This is a genomic window from Blattabacterium sp. (Periplaneta americana) str. BPLAN, assembly GCF_000093165.1.
GTDB lineage: Bacteria > Bacteroidota > Bacteroidia > Flavobacteriales > Blattabacteriaceae > Blattabacterium.
Genome location: NC_013418.2, coordinates 42,947 through 63,418, shown reverse-complemented (window position 1 = coordinate 63,418; position 20,472 = coordinate 42,947). Strand labels below are relative to the sequence as shown.

The following is a 20,472-nucleotide window of genomic DNA, read 5'->3' as shown; positions in this document are numbered from 1 at the left end:
TTTATCTGAGAAGATAAATGATCTCTTTCATTTGTACAAATAAATAAACGGATCATTCCAATGTTTACTTACGATAAGGATATTTTTTTATTGTATAGTTTAGTTGGAATAGAGGATAAAATTTTCAAATTTAATCTTTCTATCAATTTATCTACACACTTATTCTTTCTGGATAAAAGATTGTATTGTTCTATTGGAAAATTTTCCAAATCTTTTTCTTTTACTAAAATTTTGAATTCTAAATGTGGATTATTCAATTTATTTCTGAAATATTTTATAAAATGTGTTTGTATGAAAGAAAAATTACGATTTTCTAATTGTGGGGGGACCACCAGAAGTATTTTATTTTTATAAATATGAAATCTTATTTCATGTTTTAGTGAATTTAAATAAGTAGGATGAATTTTTTCAGAAAACTTTTGGATGAACTTTATCCAGTTTTCTTGTAAATATTGAATTTTTTTTTTTTCCTCAGGATCTTTTTTCTGAATAGAAATTTCCTCAGGATCTTTTTTCTGAATAGAAATTTCCTCAGGATCTTTTTTCTGAATAGAAATTTCCTCAGGATCTTTTTTCTGAATAGAAATTTCCTCAGGATCTTTTTTCTGAATAGAAATTTCCTCAGGATCTTTTTTCTGAATAGAAATTTCCTCAGGATCTTTTTTCTGAATAGAAATTTCCTCAGGATCTTTTTTCTGAATAGAAATTTCCTCAGGATCTTTTTTCTGAATAGAAATTTCCTCAGGATCTTTTTTCTGAATAGAAAATAGACAATTGGCTAATTGGATCAGATAGATTTCTATTGTTAATCTAGAATTCTTATATGTTAGAGATTCTTTTTCCATTTGACGACAAATTCTCAAAGCATTAATTAAAAAAGAAGAACGTATTTTTCTGGATTGCTGTATATAAAATTGTATAGTTTTCTTTTTTAATTTTAAAAGGAATAAAGTTTCAGGATTTTTCGATAACAATAGATCTCTAAAATGTTTAGTTAATCCACTTATGAAATTAATAGAACTCACTCCGAATTGAAAAATTTTATCTAATAAAATTAATATCTGAGAGATTTTTTGATCTAATAGATAATCAATTATTTTAAAATAGTAACTAGTATCCAGAATTCCTAATTTTTCCATAACTAATTCTCTAGAAATCTTTCTTTGGTCATAAAAAGTAAGTTTCTCGAAAGTATTAAGCGCTTCACTAAGTGAACCATTTCCATTTTTTGAAATTAGAAACAAAGCCTCATTATCTATTTCTATACGTTCTTTTTCCGCTATTTTTTTTAAGTAAAAAAAAATATCTCTTAAAGAAATAAATCTAAATTCATAGACTTGACAACGTGAAATAATAGAATTTATTTTATTTTTTTCTGTTGCACAAAAAATAAATAATACATGTGTAGGAGGTTCTTCTAGAGTTTTCAAAATAATATTGAAAGAATCTTGAGAAAAAAAATTAAAATCATTGATTATAAGTATTTTATATTTTCCTTCTTTTGGATAGAAACGGATTTTACGGATTGTTTCACATATAGATTCCACTGAATGATTCAAAAATCCACTTATTTCGAAAACATTTGAAAAAGAGTCCAATTCACTAGCCAAAATTCGTGCACAGGTATTTTTTCCAACTCCTCTAGGTCCCAAAAATAATAAAATTTGAGATAAACGATTTTTTTCTATGGAATTTCTTAAAATGGTTGTAACATCCATTTGTCCAATGACATCTTCCCATCTGACAGGTCTATACTTTAAACTCCATACAATGTATGAAAAACATTTATCCATAATATATTATCTAGTCATTAAAATTTTTTTTATTCTATCAGCTGCCTCTTTTAAAGTGGATGTGTAATAAATAGGCAATTGACTATTTTCAAGTCTTTTTTTTGCGACCATTTCATTGGTTCCTTGTAAACGAACAATTACCGGTATTTTAATTTTATGATCAATGTTATGATATGAGTTAATAATTCCTTCTGCAACTGTATCACAACGAACAATTCCTCCAAAAATATTTATGAATATAGCCTTTACAGATGGATCTTTCAAGATAATTTGAAACGCTTTTTCAACACGCTCTTTATCAGCAGATCCCCCTATGTCTAAAAAATTAGACGGATTTCCTCCACAAGATTTAATCATATCCATGGTAGCCATAGCTAATCCAGCTCCATTTACCATACATCCTACATTTCCTTCTAATTTTAAAAAATTTAATTTTGCTTCAAAAGCTTCTATTTCAACAGGATCTTCTTCTTTTTGATCACGAAAACTAGCATATTTTTTTTGACGAAACAACGCATTATCATCCAAAACCATTTTTGTGTCTACTGCCACAATTTGATGATCAAAAGTTCGAATTAAAGGATTAATTTCCAATAATAAGGCATCACAAGACAAATAAGCATTGTATAGAGAAATTAAAAAATTTCTGAAATCTTTTAGAACTTCTTCATTTAATCCTAAATTATATCCAATCTTTCTAACTTGAAATAACTGCAAACCCAAAAATGGATCTATTTCTTCTAGAAAGATTTTATCTGGACGTTTCTTAGATATATCTTCTATATCTATTCCTCCTTCTTTAGAATAGAGAATGACATTTTTTTCTATATCACGATTTACTAATATCGATAAATAATATTCTTTAGGAGAAAAAAAAGAATTTTTCATTATCTCTCCCATCCTATTAGGAGTAGAATAGACATCATCGGAAATGAGTACTTTTCGAACTAATTTTCCTTTTTTAGAAGTTTGTGGAGTAATCAAATACTTTCCTAAAAGGTTTTTTGATTTTTCATATACTTCTTCCAAAGATTTGGCTATTTGTATTCCTCCTCCTTTTCCACGACCACCTGCATGTATTTGTGCTTTAATGACTAAAGAATTTTTATTAGTTTTTTTGAAAATCATTTTTGCAGCCTGAACTGCCTCTTCTGGAGTAGTAACCAAAACTCCATCAGGGATCTTAACAGAAAAAGATCTTAATATTTCCTTTCCTTGGAATTCATGTAAATTCATTTAAAAAAGTTTTTACAAGTAAATTTAAACTAAAATTCGTTTATTTTTGAAACGTTTTTTAACGAGAAGATTTCTAAATTTATAGAAAATTTTATGGTTCAAGCTGAAAACATTTACAAATCTTTTGGAGAAAAAGAGATTTTGAGAGGAATCAATATTAGAGTGAAAAAAGGAAATATAGTATGCATATTAGGGGAATCTGGAGCTGGAAAAAGTACATTATTGCATATATTGGGAACTCTAGAAAAACCTACTTTCAAAAAAAAGGAAAAAACTGTTTTAAAAATAGATGGAGAAAATGTCCTATCCTTATCGGAAAAAAAACTTTCCATTATTAGAAATGAAAAAATCGGTTTTGTTTTTCAATCTCCTCAACTTCTTCCTGAATTTACCGCATTAGAAAATGTTTGTTTACCAAGATTTATAAAAATAAAAGATAGAGGACATGTAAAAAAAAAGCAAAAAAATTATTAAAAAAATTGCATCTTTCTCCATACGAAAATTCAAAACCTGAGGAATTGTCTGGAGGTCAAAAACAAAGATTATCAGTAGCCAGAGCATTAATTAATGATCCTAAAGTTATTTTTGCGGATGAGCCTTCCGGAAATCTAGATTTAAAAAATGCTAAAGATCTACACGATCTCTTTTTCTCTCTAAGAGAAGAATTAGAACAAACTTTTTTAATTGTAACACACAATCTTCAATTAGCTGATATGGCAGATGAAAAACTAAAAATAAAAAATGGAAAAGTGAATAAGATTCAGTAAAAAATAAAAAAAATGCTTTTAAATAAACTTTCTATTAAACATATTATAAAAAAACCAATAAATAAAAAAAATTATCCTCCTCTTTTTTTAATGATTCACGGATATGGAAGTAATGAAAAGGATCTTTTTTCCTTGCATAAGGATATTCCAGAAAAATTTTTTATAATCAGTATTCAAGGAATATATCCCATGAGTAAGGAAAAATATTCATGGTATAATATTAATTTTCAAGATCAAAAAAAATTTATCAATATTTCACAGGCTAAAGATACAATTGAAAAAATATCTTCTTTTATAGATGAAGCCATTGAAGAATATAAATTAAACAAAAATAAGGTATGGTTATGCGGATTTAGTCAAGGAGCTATTTTAAGTTATGCTATCGCTTTAAAAAAAGTTAATCAGGTAAAAAGGGTTATAGCTTTAAGTGGTTATTTCGAAGAAAATCTTTTCCCAAAAGAAGAAATATGTGAAGATTCTTATGCAGATTTAAAATTTTTTATTTCTCATGGGAAATATGATACTATTATTCCTATCCATTGGGTAAAAAAAGGTTTGTCTTTTCTTAAGAATCGTCAAATACTTTCTTTACACTATAAAGAATATGATTCTGGACATGTCCTATGTGATTCCAATTATCAGGATTTAATTAATTGGATTAAAAAACATTAAAATCATGAAAAAATCTACAAAAATAGTTTTATTCTTGATAATAATAATAGGTAGTATTTATTTTTTTTTGCAGAAAAATTACTTCTATGGAGCAATTTTTTTATTATTAAGTTTTCTTCCTGTTTTTTTTCTTTTTAGAAATGAATTTTTGTTATTGGCCTTTTTTAAAATAAAAAAAAGAGATATGAAAGGTTTAAAAAAGTATTTGGAATATATAAAAAATCCAAAATTACAACTAATGAAAAGTCAACTAGCTTATTACTATTTTCTTCATGGAATTCTATATTCAGAATCTAATATACATCAATCAGAAAAATATATGGAAAAAGCTCTAGATCTTGGATTAAAATTTAAACAAAATATAGCTATAGCTAAATTAAATATAGCCATAGCTTCTTTATCAAAAGGGAATAAAAAAAAAGCTGAATTATTATTATTGGAAGCAAAAAAAACGGATATTCATGGTTTATTACATGAACAGATTCAGATCATAAAAATCCAAATGAAAAAAATGAATATAGGAAATAGGCAAAACCCTTTTATCAGAAAAAATTTCTGATATTTTTTCTAATTTCTTATCTTTTATAATTCTAATACTCTCTCAATGTTATTTTCACTTCCTTCCATTAAAAATTTTATTGGATTTTCTATTGCTTCTTTTACAGAAACTAAAAATCCAACAGATTCTCTTCCATCAATGATTCTATGATCATAAGATAAAGCCAAATACATTACAGGACGTATTTCTATTGACCCATTAATAACCACAGGTCTTTCTACTACTTTATGAATTCCTAAAATAGCACTTTGTGGCGGGTTTATTATTGGAGTAGAAAGCATAGACCCAAATACTCCGCCATTAGTAATAGTAAAAGTTCCACCCGTCATTTCATTTATAGTAATTTTTCCATTACGAACACTTGTAGATAATCTATGAATTTCCTTTTCTATTCCACGAAAGGATAGATCTTCAGCATTTCTAATAACAGGGACCATTAGTCCTTTAGGTCCAGATATAGCAATACTAATATCATAATATTCAAAATTAATCTTTTCTGATCCACTAATCATAGCATTAACATCTGGATATAATTTTAATGCTCTCACACAAGAGAGAGTAAAAAAAGACATGAAACCTAAATTAACTCCATGTTTTTCCTTAAAAATATTTTTATATTTTTTCCTTATAATAAAAATTTCCTGCATATCCACCTCATTAAAAGTGGTCAGCATGGCCGTTTGATTTTTTACAGATACCAATCTTTCAGATAGTTTTCTTCTTAAAGAAGAAAGAGGAGTGATTTTTTTTTCACGAGACCTGTAAGTAGGGAAACCTTTTTCTATGAGAGGAGATAAAGAACTATCAGTAGTAGTAGAAGATTCAGCAAGAATACAATCTTTTTTTGTAATTCTTCCCTGTTTTCCAGTTCCGTGAATAAATTCTGTGGAAATATTTTTTTCTGACAATATTTTTTTTGATGCTGGAGAAGGAATTTTTTTTATTATATCCTGTTTTTTTTGGATTTTTTCTTCATGAAAATCTAAATTTTTATAATTTTCATTGGGTTTTTTTTTAGAAGTGTCTATAATACATAGAACATCCCCAACTTGTATTCTTTTTCCTTTTTCTACCATTAAGGAAATCGCCCCATTTTCTTCCGCAGAAATTTCTAAAGTAGCCTTATCTGAATCTATTTCAGCTATTACTTGATTTTTAAATACGTAATCTCCATCTTTGACAAACCATGAGGCGATCTCTACCTCTGTAATAGATTCTCCTGGAGAAGGGACCTTTACTTTGATTATCATATTTTTTTTAATTATAAAAAAGCCTTTTCCAATAGGTTATTTTGAATTTTCAAAAAATCGGGATAAGATCCTGTAGATGGACTAGAACTTTCAGATGGAGCAATTAATTTAAAAGGAAAATCTTTTCCTATTTTTCTGAAAATAAAACTCCAGAATCCCATATTTTCTGGTTCTTCTTGAACCCAAAAAATGCTTTTTTTGTTTTTATACTTATTAAATAACTCTTGAATTTTATCCTTTTTTAAAGGGTATATTTGTTCTATACGAATTATAGCAGTTTTTTCATCTCTGAGGAATTCTTTTTTCTTTAGGAGATCATAATATATTTTTCCAGAGCATAAAATCAATTTGGTGATTTTTTCAATATCTCCCATATCCGAAGGATCATCCAAAATTTCTTGAAATTCTCCTTCAGAAAGTTCTTCCATTTTTGATAGACATTTCGGATGACGAAGCAAACTTTTAGGTGTAAAAACTATAAGTGGTTTTCTAAAATTTAACTTCATTTGTCGTCTCAAAAGATGATAAAAATTAGCAGGAGTGGTACAATTAACAACAAATAAATTATTATTAGCACAAAGTTGTAGATAACGTTCTACACGTGCAGAGGAATGTTCTGGACCTTGTCCTTCATATCCATGAGGAAGTAACATCACTATTCCATTTCTAATTTTCCACTTATTTTCTCCAGAGGAAATATACTGATCTATAATGATTTGTCCTCCATTTCCAAAATCACCAAATTGAGCTTCCCATAAAGTTAAAGTATAGGGAGAATACATAGCGTATCCATAATCAAATCCTAAAACTCCATATTCAGAAAGCGGAGAATTATACACTTGCATTTTTCCTTGCCCCATACGAATACGATTCAACAGAATAATTTCTTCTTCTTCTTCTGTTTTTATAATAGCATGACGTTGAGAAAAAGTTCCTCTTCCTACATCTTCTCCTGATAAACGAATATGAAATCCTTCATATAAAATTGTTCCATAGGCTATTAACTCAGAAATACTCCAATCTACCAAATTTTTTTTTACCATTTCTAATCTTTGTTTGAAAAGATGTTCCGTTTTTCTAAAAAATTTTTTATTCTTAGGAAGAGTAAAAATCTTCTCAGAAATTTTTATAAGTTTTTCAATTGGAAATTGAGTATTTACTTTTTTAAATATTTCATCTGTATTAGATACAATAGGAAAATTTTTCCATTCTTCTTCTAAAAAAGAGTTTAAAACATTCCATTTAATATTTTTTGCTTCATTATATCCTTCATTAAGAATTTCTTCATATTCTTTTTCCATCTTTTGTATTTCTCCCGTACTAATCAATCCTTCTTTTTCTAATTTTTCTTTATACAAATTATATGAATTAGGATGTTTGGAAATAGCTTTATATAAAGTTGGTTGAGTAAAACGAGGTTCATCCCCTTCGTTATGTCCATATTTTCTATATCCTAATAAATCTATAAAAACATCTTCGTGATAATGCATCCTGAAATCTACTGCAAAATGAACGGCATGAATAACAGATTCTATATCATCCGCATTTACATGTAAAACGGGAGATAGTACTATTTTGGCTATATCTGTACAATAAATGCTAGAACGACCTTCTGTATAATCAGTAGTGAACCCAATTTGATTGTTAATTACAATATGAATAGTTCCTCCAGTTTTATAACCTTTTAATCTAGATAATTGGATGACTTCATAAACAATTCCTTGACCTGATAAAGCGGCATCTCCATGAATAAGAATGGGGATTATTTTTTCTGAATTACTATTCTGATTATAGTTAATGTCTATTTTTGAACGAGTAATTCCTTCTACAATAGCATCTACAGATTCTAAATGAGATGGATTTGGGACTAGACTCATTTTTATATATCGTCCTTGACGATTTTTTCTAATTTTTGTAAAACCTAAATGATACTTAACATCACCAGAAAAGCTTTTTTCTTTATATTCTTTTCCCTGAAATTCGCTGAATATGTGAGAATAGTTTTTTTGAAAAAAGTTAGAAAGAAGGTTTAAACGTCCTCTGTGGGGCATTCCTATCACAAAATCTTCGGTGAAATATCTTTTGGAAGTATATTCCATCATTTCTTCCAATGCGGGTAATATAGATTCATTTCCTTCAATAGAAAATCTTTTTTGACCCACAAATTTAGTATGAACAAAATTTTCAAATGCAACTGCTTCATTTAATTTTTTCAGAAAAAATTTTTTCTTTTCTGCAGGAAATTCAAATTTTTCTTTTTGAAACCATTTTTCAATCCATTCAATTTTTTTCGGATCCGAAATGTACATGTATTCTATCCCTATTGAATTGCAATAAATATTTTTGAGATGATTAATGATATTCCTTAAGGAATTTTTTCCTATTCCAATTATTTTTCCAACTTCGAAATGAAGATCAAGCTCTTTTTCAGATAATCCAAAATTTTTTAAATCTAAAGAAGGATAACGTTTTCTTCTTTCTCGTATTGGATTTGTTTTGGTAAAGAAATGACCTCTTTTCCTATAATTTTGAATCAAATTATAAACTAAAAATTCTGTATGTACGGATGGCTGTGGGAGGAAATTCTTTTTGTTTTTTTCTATCTGAATAGCAGTGGAAGTGTTTTTTTTTTCTTGAAGATACTGATAATTTTCTTCGTTAAAATCAAATCCATAAAAAAAAGCACACCAGCTGGGTTCTATTGAATTAGGATTTTCTTTATATTTTTTATAGAGAGATTCTATCTCTTTAAAATGGATGGCATTTAAAAATGAATATCTATCACTCATACATACAAAATTTTTCGCTAATTTAATAAACAATTTAACACAATCTATCAAAGATATCTAAAATATTTTAGATATTCTTTGGTTGTCTTTAAAACTAAACTTAATCCATTTTGATTACTTCCTATAGCCGTGGCAAAAAAAGATTTCCCCCAAGATTTTCCATGAATGTAATCCGACATTTTACGTATAATTTGGTTAGCATGAATATTTTTATTTTTGATGATATGATCGGAAATAGATATAAAAATTATTGGTTTTTTATCTTTTATAAATCCAACCACCATAAATAAATTAGATATTACGTTTCGTAAATCTAAAATAATTTTCTTAAAAAGATTAAGATCAAAATCCTTTTCTTCAAAAGAAATATCACATATATATGTAATAGAAGGTAATTGAATTGCTTTCAGCAAATATTCTTTTTTGAAAATTTTTATTTGTTGAAATTGTAATTTTTCCAGTTTTTTTTTTAGTTTTTTATTTTGTTCTTGTAAACTAAAGATGCTTTTTATTGTAGATTCTGTATTATTCAGAATTTTTCTCAAAGATTTCTCTTGAAAATGAATAGACTTTAAATATTGAATGGCTTTTTCGGAAGTGAAAGCTTTTATTCTTCGTATTCCATACGATACAGATAACTCAGAAACAATAGAAAAAACTTGAATACATCCAGTATTCTTTGCATGTGTTCCAATGCATAATTCAGAAGAATCACCAAAAGTAATCCCACGTACTTCTTTTTCATACTTTTCGTAAAATATCCCATTATATCCTTTTTTTATTGCTTCTTGCAAAGGAATAGATCGTCTTTCTTCTAGAGGAAGATTTGAAAAAATTAATTTTTGAACCATTTCTTCTATTTGGAACAATTCTTCAATAGTTATTTTTTTAGGATGTGAAAAATCAAAACGAAGGTAATCCTCTCCTACATAAGATCCTTTTTGTTGAATATGTTCTCCTAAAATTTTTTTCAGAGAAAAATGTAATAAATGAGTAGAGGTATGATTTTTTTCAATTTTTTTTCTTCTATTTTTATTGACAATAGCCTGAAAACGAGAATAAATATTTACAGGAAGCTTTCGAACAATATGTATAATAATAGAATTTTCTTTTTTAGTTTTTTCAATGAAAATTTTTTCAAGATCATTTTTTATAAAACCAGTATCTCCTAATTGTCCCCCTCCTTCAGGATAAAAAGGTGTTTTTGAAAAAACTAATTCGTAATAATGATTTTCCTTAATTTTATCTTCTATTTTTCTATATTGAATAATAAGAATATGACATTCTAAAAAATCATATCCTATAAAATTATTTTTTTCACTAAAAAACTGATTGCTATGAATTTTTATCCAGTCATTTTTTATGATGATATTCTTTTTCTTGTGAGATTTTTCTTTTTGTTTTAATAATCTTTTTTCAAATGATTTTTCATCGATATATAAGTTATTTTCTTCTGCAAAAATTTTAGACAATTTTAATGGAAATCCATAAGTATCATATAATTGAAATAAACTCTTCCCATCAAGAACTTTTTGATTTCTTTCTTTAGCTTTTAGGATTATATGTTGAATTCTTTCATAACCTTTTTCAAGGACTTGAAAAAAAGAAGATTCTTCTTCTTTTATGACATTTTGTATATAATCTTTTTTCTTTTCCAATTCAGGAAAAGAATTTTTCATTCTCCTAACCAAAGAATCCACAAATTTATAAATAAAAGGTTCTTTTTGATATAAAAAACGAGTAACATAGATAACCGCTCTTCTTAATAATCTTCTTATTACATAACCAGCTCCATTGTTCGATGGTAATTGTCCATCGAAAATAGAAAAAACAAGAGCTCTTAAATGATCTGCGACAATACGTATAGATATATCTTGGTTAAATTCTTCTTTATAAATTCCTCCTAAAGATTCTTTTATGTCTCTAATTATTGGAAAAAATATATCCGTATCATAACTAGAAAATTTTCCTTGCAAAACCATACAGAGTCTTTCCAATCCCATTCCAGTATCTACATGTTTTGTAGAAAGTTTTTCTAATATTCCATCTGACCTTCTATAAAATTCTATAAAAACGAGGTTCCAAATTTCTATAACCTTAGGGTTTTTTTTGTTAATCAGATACTTACCAGGAATTTTTTCTTTTTCTTCTTTATTTCGAAGATCTATATGAATTTCAGAACAAGGACCGCAAGGACCTATAGATCCCATTTCCCAAAAATTTTCTTCTTTTCCAAAAAAAACAAGATTTTCTTTATTTATAAAAGTTTTCCAATGTTGGAAAGTTTCTTTATCCATAGATAGACCTTCTTTTTCATCTCCAATAAAAATGGATATATAAAGATTCTTCTCTGGAATATTATATACTTTTGTCAAAAGTTCCCAAGCCCATTCTATGGTTTCTTTTCTAGAATAATCTCCAAAAGACCAATTTCCTAACATTTCAAACATAGTATGATGATAGTTATCATGCCCAACATTTTCTAAATCATTGTGTTTTCCAGAAACTCTAAGACATTTTTGAACGTTTACAATTCGTGTATATTCCGGTTTTTTATGTCCTAAAAAATATTCCTTGAAAGGATTCATCCCTGCATTAATAAAGAAAAGTGTAGGATCGTCTTTTAAATAAATAGGAAAAGAGGGAATAATTTTATGTTTCTTATTTTGAAAAAAATCCAGAAAAGTGTCTCTTATATATTCGTATTTCATGATTTAACTGATTGTAATTGATTGGGTTTTATTTCTATATTTTGGAGATTGTTCTATAGCATCCATAATTTTTTCCATAATCATATCAGTAGTCTCATTTTTCAAATCCCATTTTATGGGAGCTTTAAAAATCATTTTTTGTAATACTCCCTTTTTTTTGATTCTAATTCCTTTTTTATCATAAGCTTTCTGAAATCCATCTAAAACAATAGGAACCACTATAGGGGTAAATTTTCTTATAACATGAACAATTCCTCTACGTCCAGGTGCAAAGGCTTTAGTAGTTCCTTGAGGAAAAGTAATTAACCATCCGTCATCTAAAGCAGTTCCCATACGAGTTATTTCAGATATATCTACTGACCTATTTATTTTTTTATTTCCCTCTCTCCATGTTCTCTTTACAGTGATGCATCCTGAATAAGTAAACAATTTTGTAAGAAAACCCTTATTCATTGTTTCTTTAGCCGCTACGTAGTATAGATTAACTTTTGGATCTAAAAGATAAATAGGATTTTTGATTGTATTTATAAATCCATTTTTAACACTGCAAAATACATGAAACATGGCGAAAACATCTGCAAAATAGGTTTGATGATTAGAAACAAAAAGAACTCTTTTATCAGGAAGATTTTTAATGTATTCTGTTCCCTTTAATTGTAATTGATTAAATCCATTATAACGGTTATAAGAAATACAACCAAAAGTGAAAATTAAAAAACGTTTTATGAAATGTAAATTTCCAAACGCATCTCTGAATAGAGTGCTTCTCTTTTTTTTCAAATGTTTTCTTTTTTTTTTTAACATGAAAGGATCTTCATAAATTTTCTATTTTTTTTGTATTATTAAACTTGTTTGAATAATACGAAAGAATTGTAATGATTGCTAAAATTAGTAAACTAGAGTAAATCCAAAAAGGAATAGAAACTGGTTCTCCTCTAGCGTAAGAATGTAATCCGGATAGATAATAATTTACTCCAAAATAAGTCATGATAATGGAACTTATTGCTAAAATACTGGAAAGATTGAAAGAAAATCCGCCTATAATACCTGGAACTAAACGCATATGTAATACAAATGCGTAAACCATAATACTAATGAGAGACCAAGTTTCTTTTGGATCCCAACTCCAATAACGTCCCCAGCTATTGTTAGCCCAAACAGCTCCTAAAAAAGTTCCTATAGTTAACAAAAAAAGTCCTATGGTCAAACTCATTTCATTAATAATAGTTAATTTATCAATATGAATTTGAATTTTTTTCTTATACGTGATCCTAGGATGGACTCCTTTTAGAACATATAAAATTAAAACTAAAAACCCTAGAAAGGATCCTGTAAAGAAAAAACCATAGCTTGCTGTTATTATAGCTACATGAATAATCAACCAGTGGGATTTTAAAACAGGAACAAGATTGGTTATTTCTGGATCCATCGTATCTCCACGTGCTACCATTAACAAAATAGACGCAATTAATGCTGTCACTCCTGATACAAATTGATTTCTAGAAAATAAAAAACCTATCCCCACTAAACACCAACTAATGAAAATAGACGATTCATATCCATTGCTCCATGGAGCATGTCCAGAAATGTACCATCTAGAAATCAAACCTAAAAATTCAAAAAAAAATAGAATAGATAAAAGAGAAATGAAAATTCTGGAAATCCAATATAGGTATTGTCTTTGACAAAAAATTCTTATAAAAGAAATTGTAAGAATAATTGTTCCAACTGATGCATAAAAAAAAGATAAAAAATAAAATATATTCAATCGATTATAAAGAATTTCTATGGAGATTTTTTTTTCTGAAGGCAAAATAGGTTTAGCATGCCTAATCTGATAGAATCGTATTTTTTTTATCTCATTATCTGCTAGGTTCCAATTTTTTTCGTTCTGTGCATGAAATAAAGATCTAAGATAATTGTTGAACATAGAGAATCCAATAGGATTTAAATTGTTGGAATCCAATCTTACCCAACTAGACCATGTATGATTCATATCATTTGGAATAGGAAAAATACGAATATATCTTCCCTGAAAAATCCCATGAATGATACCTATCCGTTCACTAAGATTAATAACCGCTTTGTCATATTCATTTCTTTGAATAGGATCTTTAGAAAAAGCTTTTTCATAATCTTCTTGTAAAAGAAACTTTAATTTTGAGGTAGAGATATTGGAATCTATCACATATAGATCCATCATAGACACATAATTATCTTTATTGGCTTTTACTTTAGTCAAAAACTTAGGTCCGCCTTTTTCATCCACTTTAATAAAAGGGATTTTTGTCCAAAAAATATTATCTTGATGTATAGATATGAACCATTGATTCGCATCTAAGTTTTCTATAGAACTTTTTTTATGTATTTTCCTTAGGAGTTCTAATGCAAGAGTATGAATTGGTTTTATTCTTCCCCTGTTATCTTGTACAAGTAAACGTCCAAAGTTTTCGCCATGTTTTTTAGGAATGTGTATGTTATCAGATATGCTTTCTAAAGGGATTTTTTTGAATTCTTCATGAGCAAAAATGAAATTACTACTAATCCACAGTAAAAATATAGTAGAAATTTTAGATAATACTTTCAACTTTTTTTTAAGATTACTAAATCTAGTTCCTTTCCAAAATAAAGTAAGAAACATTCCTATACTCATGAAAAAATAACCTGTATATGAGAGTTTAGTACCTAAATAGTCTTTATTTACAGAAAAGTGCGTTCCTTTTCCGTCTGGGTCATACCCAGATTGAAAAAATCTGTATCCTTTGTAATTCAAAACATGGTTCATATAAATAAAAAAATTTTTCTTTTTTTCCTTGTCCATTAATGTTACATGGCTAATAAAAAAAGATGGAAATTCAGAACCTGGGTAATTTTCTACCTGAAACTTATTTAATCGTAAAAAAAAAGGAAGATTGAATAAAATAGATCCATATCCTATAGAAATTTTGTGATTATTGAACCGGATAGGATCACTCATATCCGTGATATTTTTTCCTCCTAAAAAAGTTACTAACTTAGATTTATTTTGAAACGATATTTTGGCCGTAATAGCATCCAATAAATTAGAATTTTCATTATCACATGATTTTGCATATTCTAATTTCCCTTTTATAATTCCTTCAGGAATTACCCAATGTAGTTTTCCATTTTTTGTCCTATTACTATTTTCTATTTGATATAAATGTTTTATCCTTAAAGGAGTATAAATATTTTTTAATAAAAAGGAAATCTTTTTATTCTTCATATTCATACTTTTTCCAAAAAAAGAAGATTTTACATAAAGTTGATTCTTTTTTTCTAAGATTTGAATTCCAAAAGGAATTTCTCTATTAAGAGAAAATACTATTCCATTGATTTTTATTGTTTCTCCATTTTTAAGAAAATTTTCCGTTCTTTCTTTTTCATTTGTTGAAACAATTTTTAGAATTTTTTCTTCTGGAATTTTTTTCGAAAGAATGACTTTTGCACAAGGAATATAGTTTACAATTTTTATTTTTAAAATATTCCCCTGAAAAAAAAATTTTCTTTTATATCCATGATGAAAAGAAGAAAGAATATAAGGTTCTTGATAAAACCTGGTATGATTTCCTCTATGCACTTGCAATTTGATATAATTCTTTCTAGAAAGAATTTTTCCCTTCATCTCTCCTTCTCTTATAGACATCATTCCTTCAAAACTATAGTATCTAGAAATAATCCCTCCAATAAAAATAAATATGAATGATAAATGAAAAATAAATAAAGGAAATTTATTCTTTTTCCATAGTTTATATTTCCATATATTTCCCATTAAATTTATTACAAATAACAACAGAAGACTTTCAAACCAGACAGATTCATAAACGAATATCTTTGCTATATCTGTAGAATATTTTTTTTCTACGAAAGTTGCTATAGCCATAGAGAAAGCTAATAATAGAAACAAAATAGAAGTGATTCTTGTGGAAAAAAGAATATTTTTTAACGTTTGCATATTATGATTTTTTTCATAGAAACATAAAAAAAATTTCCGAACAGCAACTATTTAGTAATAATTAACCCATCATAAGCTAAATAAACATTTTTAGGTAATTGGGTTTGTACTTCCTCATGAAACCCTAGTAAATGACTAATATGAGTGAGGTAAGTTTTTTTAGGATTAATTTCTTGAATCATTTTCAATGAATCTGACAAAGTGAAATGAGATGAATGTTTCGGAACTTTCCTTAATACATTCAAAACCAAAATATCTAATCCTTTTAATTGTTGTATAGTATGAAAAGGAATACGGCTAGCGTCTGTAATATATGCAAAATTTTCTATGCGAAAACCTAAAATAGGAAGAAGCCCATGCCATATAGATAAAGGAAAAACTTTAAAATATTCTACAACAAAAAAATCCGTATAATTATCCAATTCGTGAATAGAAATTTTTGAAGTATTTGATTTTTTATTTTCCGAAAAAATATAATAAAATCGTTTCTTCAAACTTTCTAAAACACGACGCAATCCATAAACCGGAATAGGTTTTTCCCTATTAATAGATCTTATCTCATCTAACCCACCTATGTGATCTTGATGCTCATGTGTAATCAAAATAGCGTCCAATTTTTGATGATTACTTCTTAACATTTGATAACGAAAGTCTGGACTACAGTCTATCAGAAAAACTTTTTTTCCTTTTTCGATAAGAATAGAACTTCTAAGTCTTTTATCTTTTGGATTTTTAGAAAGACATACTGGATGGGTAGAACCAATAATAGGAACCCCTTGTGAAGTCCCAGTGCCTAAAAAAGTAATTTTCATATTTTTTTAGAAGATTCTATTGAAGATACTGATTTATTATATTTTTTTGCATCTCATTGAGAATATTTTTTTTACCTTTTAAGAATTCTTTAACGGAATCCCGCCCTTGACCTAATTGAAGATCTCCATAACTGAACCAAGATCCATTTTTTTTAATAATACCTAAATCGACCCCTAGATCTAGAATCTCTCCTATTTTAGAGATTCCTTCCCCGTACAGAAGATCGAATTCTGCAGTTTTAAAAGGAGGAGAAAGTTTGTTTTTTACTACTTTTACTTTTGTTCTATTTCCTAAAATTTTTTCTCCATTTTTAATTTGATTTCCTTTTCGAATATCCAATCGTATAGAAGAATAAAATTTTAAAGCATTCCCACCGGTAGTGACTTCTGGATTTCCATATACTCCAATTTTTTCTCGTAATTGATTAATAAATATAAGAATACTCTTAGATTTTCCTATACTAGAAGTCAACTTTCTTAAAGCTTGAGACATTAATCTTGCTTGCAATCCAATTTTTGAATCTCCCATTTCTCCTTCAATTTCACTCTTAGGTGTTAAAGCAGCTACCGAATCCACTACGATCATATCAATCACACCAGATCTTATTAAATTATCCACTATTTCAAGTGCTTGTTCTCCATTATCTGGTTGAGAAATGATTAATTCTTTAATATTTACTCCTATTTTTTGGGCATAAACACAATCAAAAGCATGTTCTGCATCAATAAATCCTGCAAATCCTCCAATTTTCTGAGATTGTGTAATAGCATGTAAAGCTAAAGTCGTTTTTCCGGAAGATTCTGGTCCAAATATTTCTATAATACGACCTTTTGGAAATCCTTTTATACCTAAGGCGATATCCAATCCAATAGATCCAGAAGAAATAATTTCTAAGTTTTCTTTATGAGAATCCCCCATACGCATTACTGTTCCTTTTCCATAGATCTTATCCATTTTGTCTAAGACAAGTCTCAATGCCTTTTTTTTTTGTTCAAATCTTTCTTTTTTTTCGTTCATAATTTTTTAAATAAACGGGATTCTACATATATCAAAAATTAATTTTTTTTTTTGAAAAAAAACCTTCTCTTTCTCTCTCTTTAAAAAGAGAAATTTTGATTCTTGGTAATCTTAGAAAAAATTTTTCTCCAATAGGAATAATATCTACAAGATATTGTGGATTGAGAAATTTCAAATCTTGATAGGAAAGATTTAATGCAGAAGATAAGGATCTTAAAGAGACTTTTTCTTTTATAGAGACTAATCCTGTCTCTTTATATTTAAGATGAAAATGTGGATAAGAAGGAATGTTATGTTCTTTGTAATAATTCATCACATAATTAATAGCAATGAATTTTGGAATATAATTTTTTGTCTCTTTTGGGAGAAATTCCCATAAACTCCAAAAGTCTTTTTTTTCTTTATGACGTTGTATTATTTTTTCTATCGTCCCTGGTCCAGCATTATAGGCAGCTAAAACTAATTCCCAGTTTCCCATTTTATTATACAAGTGTTTAAAATATCTACAAGCTGCTTCTGTAGATTTAACAGGATCATTTCTTTCATCATAAATGTGATTGATATCTAAATGATAGATTTTTCCTGTTTCGGACATAAATTGCCAAATCCCTTGAGCTCCAGCTTTAGATGTAATAGTGGAGTTTAGATTGGATTCTATAATGGCAATATATTTTAACTCTTTAGGAAGATGATAGATTTCAAGTTTTTCTTCGAACATAGGGAAATAATAGTCAGATAATGAAAGAATTTTTCCTATATATTTTCCCATTCGAAGATAACTCTCTACAGAAGCATGTATAATGGTGTTATATTTGAGTATTTTTATTTGAGATTTCTGATTAAGATTGTTAATTCTTGATCTTAGTTCCTCTGCTTCTATGTTGGTAATAATGATATTTTTTTTAGGTGAAATTTTTTTTCCAGATAAAGATTTTTTTTTTCCACCAAAAATTTTTTTCCATAGATTGTCTATATAAATGTGATTTAAATCGAATTTCTTAATAGGAGCATTTTTATAATTCATTACACTTTTTTGTTCCACTAATGGTTTTGAGACTGATTGTATAATCAGACTTTTTAAGATGAGTAGAAAAAACATAATATTTCTTATTGTTGTCATTATTAGTTGGTAAAAAGTGCTAATAAATAAACAAACAGAAAATGAAAGAATGTTCTATTCTTCTAAATTTTCGTTTTCAGAAGCCTTTCTGAACTCTTTCAATCCTGTACCTAATCCTTTCATTAATTCTGGTATTTTTTTACCACCGAAAAGTAAAAGTGCAAGAATAACAATGACCACAATTTCTGTGGTTCCAAATGTTCCAAGTAGTATAGAAAAAATAATAAAAAAACCCATGGACATGGAAATTTTATTCCAAATATAAAAAAATTATTTTTAATCCGATTTATACAGAAACTTCACCTAAAATTTTTGAACTAAAAGTTTAAAATAGAATAATCTCCTAAATTAACTTTTTTTGTTTTTCCTATATAAGAAGTGTGATTTCCAATCATAGAATTAGAAATATTCGCATATATAATTTTTGTATGATCTTGAATAATTGATTTTTCAATATTACTATTTTTTATCTTCGTAAATTTTCCTATTGATACATAAGGACCAATGATACTATTTTCAATAGTAGTATTCTCTCCTATAAAACAAGGTTTGATTATTACACTGTTTTTTATAATTGCTTTTTTGTGAATTAATTCTTCTTTTTTGGATTCAAAAGATAATATTTTAGAATTGGAAGAAATAATTTTTTTTTGATTTCCAAAATCCATCCATTCCTGAACTTCTTTACTAGAAAATGGAATCCCTTTCTTTCTCATATTTTCTAGGGCTGAAGTTAATTGATATTCTTTTTCATTTTTAATATTATGATCTAATAGATATTGTAATTCTTGTTCTAAAAGAGAACTGTTTTTAAAATAATATATGCCGATAATAGCTAAATTAGATACATTATTTTTTGGTTTTTCCATAAAATGAGTAATTAAACCTGAGGGGTCACATTTTACAATCCCAAATAAGTGAGGATTTTTAACTCTTTTTGTCCAGATGATATTATCTATTTTCGCATCTATTCGAAATTTTTCATGGTGAAATAAAGTATCAGAAAAAGCAATAATTATAGGTCCATTTAAAGACTTTTTTGCTTTAAGTAAGGCATCTGCAGTTCCTAGTGGTTTTTCCTGATAATATATAACACCAGGGAGTCCTATATCATTAGAAATTCTTATTAATTGTTTTTCTATTTTTTTTCCTAGATCTCCTATAATGAAAACTATTTCTTTTATCGAAAAAATTTCAATAAATCTAGAAAAACTTTCTATTAGTCTTTTCAAGATTGGTTTTCCTACAATAGGAATCAACGGTTTAGGAGTATTTAAAGTATGTGGACGGAGACGGGTTCCTTCTCCGGCCATAGGAATTATGATTTTCATAATCAAATGAAATAAGTTAGATCAAGATCTATTTTAGATTCCGGTACTTCCAAAACTATTTTCTCCTCTTATACTTTGATTGAGAATGGAGCATTTTTTCCATTTTATTTCATTTTCTTGATAAATTTCCATTATAGCTATTTTTTGATAAGGTTTAATGAGAATTGGTTTTAAAGAAAGATTTATTATAACTATTTGTATTTCTTTATAGATAGATTCGTCTTTTACGGAGATTTTTTTTTTTTCCGAAAAATGAATAAAAAAAATAGTTACAGTCCTTATTAATTTTCTTTTAATAAAAAAATTTTTTCTTTTAAGTTTATAAAAATCAACATAAAGGCCCGTTGGGATTAATTTTCTTCCCAAGAAATTTATGTATATGGATTTCTCAATATTCGTTTCTAATACGTATGAGTATTGATTATTTTTTTTATGCAAAAT

At 27.3% G+C, this 20,472-nt stretch carries 15 protein-coding genes and 1 pseudogene; 3 read left to right on the top strand and 13 right to left on the bottom strand.

Features of this window, described 5'->3' with window-relative positions; all coding sequences use genetic code 11:
- Positions 1 to 68: 68 nt before the first annotated feature.
- Positions 69 to 1,793 (bottom strand): DNA polymerase III subunit gamma/tau, encoded by a 1,725-nt coding sequence (dnaX, locus tag BPLAN_RS00255; RefSeq protein WP_012821214.1) that lies wholly within the window; start codon positions 1,791 to 1,793, stop codon positions 69 to 71.
- Between the two features lie 6 nt (positions 1,794 to 1,799).
- Complete coding sequence (gene sucC / locus BPLAN_RS00250; protein WP_012821213.1) at positions 1,800 to 3,029, bottom strand: ADP-forming succinate--CoA ligase subunit beta; 1,230 nt, start codon at positions 3,027 to 3,029, stop codon at positions 1,800 to 1,802.
- 93 nt (positions 3,030 to 3,122) lie between these two features.
- Here sucC and BPLAN_RS00245 point away from each other — a divergent pair.
- The 3 genes and pseudogenes from BPLAN_RS00245 (at position 3,123) to BPLAN_RS00235 (ending at position 5,027) form a co-directional block, all read left to right on the top strand.
- A pseudogene (locus BPLAN_RS00245) lies at positions 3,123 to 3,796 on the top strand (ABC transporter ATP-binding protein).
- Positions 3,797 to 3,808: 12 nt separating this feature from the next.
- The gene (locus BPLAN_RS00240) at positions 3,809 to 4,468 is read left to right on the top strand and encodes an alpha/beta hydrolase (protein ID WP_012821212.1); all 660 of its coding nucleotides are present in this window, start codon (positions 3,809 to 3,811) and stop codon (positions 4,466 to 4,468) included.
- A 4-nt stretch (positions 4,469 to 4,472) separates the two neighbouring features.
- A complete protein-coding gene (locus BPLAN_RS00235; protein ID WP_012821211.1) occupies positions 4,473 to 5,027 on the top strand; it encodes a hypothetical protein in 555 nt (184 codons plus the stop codon).
- Between the two features lie 23 nt (positions 5,028 to 5,050).
- Here the strand turns inward: BPLAN_RS00235 and odhB are convergent, their stop codons facing one another.
- The 11 genes from odhB to BPLAN_RS00180 form a co-directional block, all read right to left on the bottom strand.
- Entirely contained in the window at positions 5,051 to 6,277 is a 1,227-nt protein-coding gene (odhB, locus tag BPLAN_RS00230) for a 2-oxoglutarate dehydrogenase complex dihydrolipoyllysine-residue succinyltransferase (RefSeq protein ID WP_012821210.1), read from the bottom strand.
- An 11-nt stretch (positions 6,278 to 6,288) separates the two neighbouring features.
- The gene (locus BPLAN_RS00225) at positions 6,289 to 9,066 is read right to left on the bottom strand and encodes a 2-oxoglutarate dehydrogenase E1 component (protein WP_012821209.1); all 2,778 of its coding nucleotides are present in this window, start codon (positions 9,064 to 9,066) and stop codon (positions 6,289 to 6,291) included.
- 47 nt (positions 9,067 to 9,113) lie between these two features.
- Complete coding sequence (alaS, locus tag BPLAN_RS00220) at positions 9,114 to 11,777, bottom strand: alanine--tRNA ligase (protein ID WP_012821208.1); 2,664 nt, start codon at positions 11,775 to 11,777, stop codon at positions 9,114 to 9,116.
- Positions 11,778 to 11,780: 3 nt separating this feature from the next.
- Positions 11,781 to 12,581, bottom strand: coding sequence for a 1-acyl-sn-glycerol-3-phosphate acyltransferase (locus BPLAN_RS00215; protein WP_012821207.1), 801 nt, complete (start codon positions 12,579 to 12,581; stop codon positions 11,781 to 11,783).
- 10 nt (positions 12,582 to 12,591) lie between these two features.
- The gene (gene ccsA / locus BPLAN_RS00210) at positions 12,592 to 15,750 is read right to left on the bottom strand and encodes a cytochrome c biogenesis protein (RefSeq protein ID WP_012821206.1); all 3,159 of its coding nucleotides are present in this window, start codon (positions 15,748 to 15,750) and stop codon (positions 12,592 to 12,594) included.
- A gap of 47 nt (positions 15,751 to 15,797) precedes the next feature.
- A complete protein-coding gene (locus BPLAN_RS00205) occupies positions 15,798 to 16,562 on the bottom strand; it encodes an MBL fold metallo-hydrolase (protein WP_012821205.1) in 765 nt (254 codons plus the stop codon).
- A gap of 16 nt (positions 16,563 to 16,578) precedes the next feature.
- The gene (recA, locus tag BPLAN_RS00200; protein ID WP_012821204.1) at positions 16,579 to 17,580 is read right to left on the bottom strand and encodes a recombinase RecA; all 1,002 of its coding nucleotides are present in this window, start codon (positions 17,578 to 17,580) and stop codon (positions 16,579 to 16,581) included.
- A gap of 31 nt (positions 17,581 to 17,611) precedes the next feature.
- Positions 17,612 to 18,679 (bottom strand): lytic transglycosylase domain-containing protein, encoded by a 1,068-nt coding sequence (locus BPLAN_RS00195; protein ID WP_238523118.1) that lies wholly within the window; start codon positions 18,677 to 18,679, stop codon positions 17,612 to 17,614.
- Between the two features lie 75 nt (positions 18,680 to 18,754).
- Positions 18,755 to 18,943, bottom strand: a complete 189-nt coding sequence (locus tag BPLAN_RS00190; RefSeq protein WP_012821202.1) for a twin-arginine translocase TatA/TatE family subunit — start codon at positions 18,941 to 18,943, stop codon at positions 18,755 to 18,757.
- A gap of 74 nt (positions 18,944 to 19,017) precedes the next feature.
- Positions 19,018 to 20,031, bottom strand: coding sequence for a sugar phosphate nucleotidyltransferase (locus tag BPLAN_RS00185; protein WP_012821201.1), 1,014 nt, complete (start codon positions 20,029 to 20,031; stop codon positions 19,018 to 19,020).
- Between the two features lie 33 nt (positions 20,032 to 20,064).
- Positions 20,065 to 20,469: a deoxyuridine 5'-triphosphate nucleotidohydrolase gene (locus tag BPLAN_RS00180; RefSeq protein WP_012821200.1), complete on the bottom strand. Its 405-nt coding sequence runs from the start codon at positions 20,467 to 20,469 to the stop codon at positions 20,065 to 20,067.
- Between the last annotated feature and the right edge of the window lie 3 nt (positions 20,470 to 20,472).

Excerpts from the sequence above, each read along its gene's own strand:
- BPLAN_RS00190 (WP_012821202.1), bottom strand. The coding sequence starts at position 18,943 with ATGTCCATGGGTTTTTTTATTATTTTTTCTATACTACTTGGAACATTT.
- ccsA (WP_012821206.1), bottom strand. The coding sequence starts at position 15,750 with ATGCAAACGTTAAAAAATATTCTTTTTTCCACAAGAATCACTTCTATT.
- BPLAN_RS00205 (WP_012821205.1), bottom strand. The coding sequence starts at position 16,562 with ATGAAAATTACTTTTTTAGGCACTGGGACTTCACAAGGGGTTCCTATT.
- BPLAN_RS00195 (WP_238523118.1), bottom strand. The coding sequence starts at position 18,679 with ATGTTTTTTCTACTCATCTTAAAAAGTCTGATTATACAATCAGTCTCA.
- odhB (WP_012821210.1), bottom strand. The coding sequence starts at position 6,277 with ATGATAATCAAAGTAAAGGTCCCTTCTCCAGGAGAATCTATTACAGAG.
- alaS (WP_012821208.1), bottom strand. The coding sequence starts at position 11,777 with ATGAAATACGAATATATAAGAGACACTTTTCTGGATTTTTTTCAAAAT.
- recA (WP_012821204.1), bottom strand. The coding sequence starts at position 17,580 with ATGAACGAAAAAAAAGAAAGATTTGAACAAAAAAAAAAGGCATTGAGA.
- dnaX (WP_012821214.1), bottom strand. The coding sequence starts at position 1,793 with ATGGATAAATGTTTTTCATACATTGTATGGAGTTTAAAGTATAGACCT.
- BPLAN_RS00215 (WP_012821207.1), bottom strand. The coding sequence starts at position 12,581 with ATGTTAAAAAAAAAAAGAAAACATTTGAAAAAAAAGAGAAGCACTCTA.
- sucC (WP_012821213.1), bottom strand. The coding sequence starts at position 3,029 with ATGAATTTACATGAATTCCAAGGAAAGGAAATATTAAGATCTTTTTCT.
- BPLAN_RS00240 (WP_012821212.1), top strand. The coding sequence starts at position 3,809 with ATGCTTTTAAATAAACTTTCTATTAAACATATTATAAAAAAACCAATA.
- BPLAN_RS00185 (WP_012821201.1), bottom strand. The coding sequence starts at position 20,031 with ATGAAAATCATAATTCCTATGGCCGGAGAAGGAACCCGTCTCCGTCCA.
- BPLAN_RS00225 (WP_012821209.1), bottom strand. The coding sequence starts at position 9,066 with ATGAGTGATAGATATTCATTTTTAAATGCCATCCATTTTAAAGAGATA.
- BPLAN_RS00235 (WP_012821211.1), top strand. The coding sequence starts at position 4,473 with ATGAAAAAATCTACAAAAATAGTTTTATTCTTGATAATAATAATAGGT.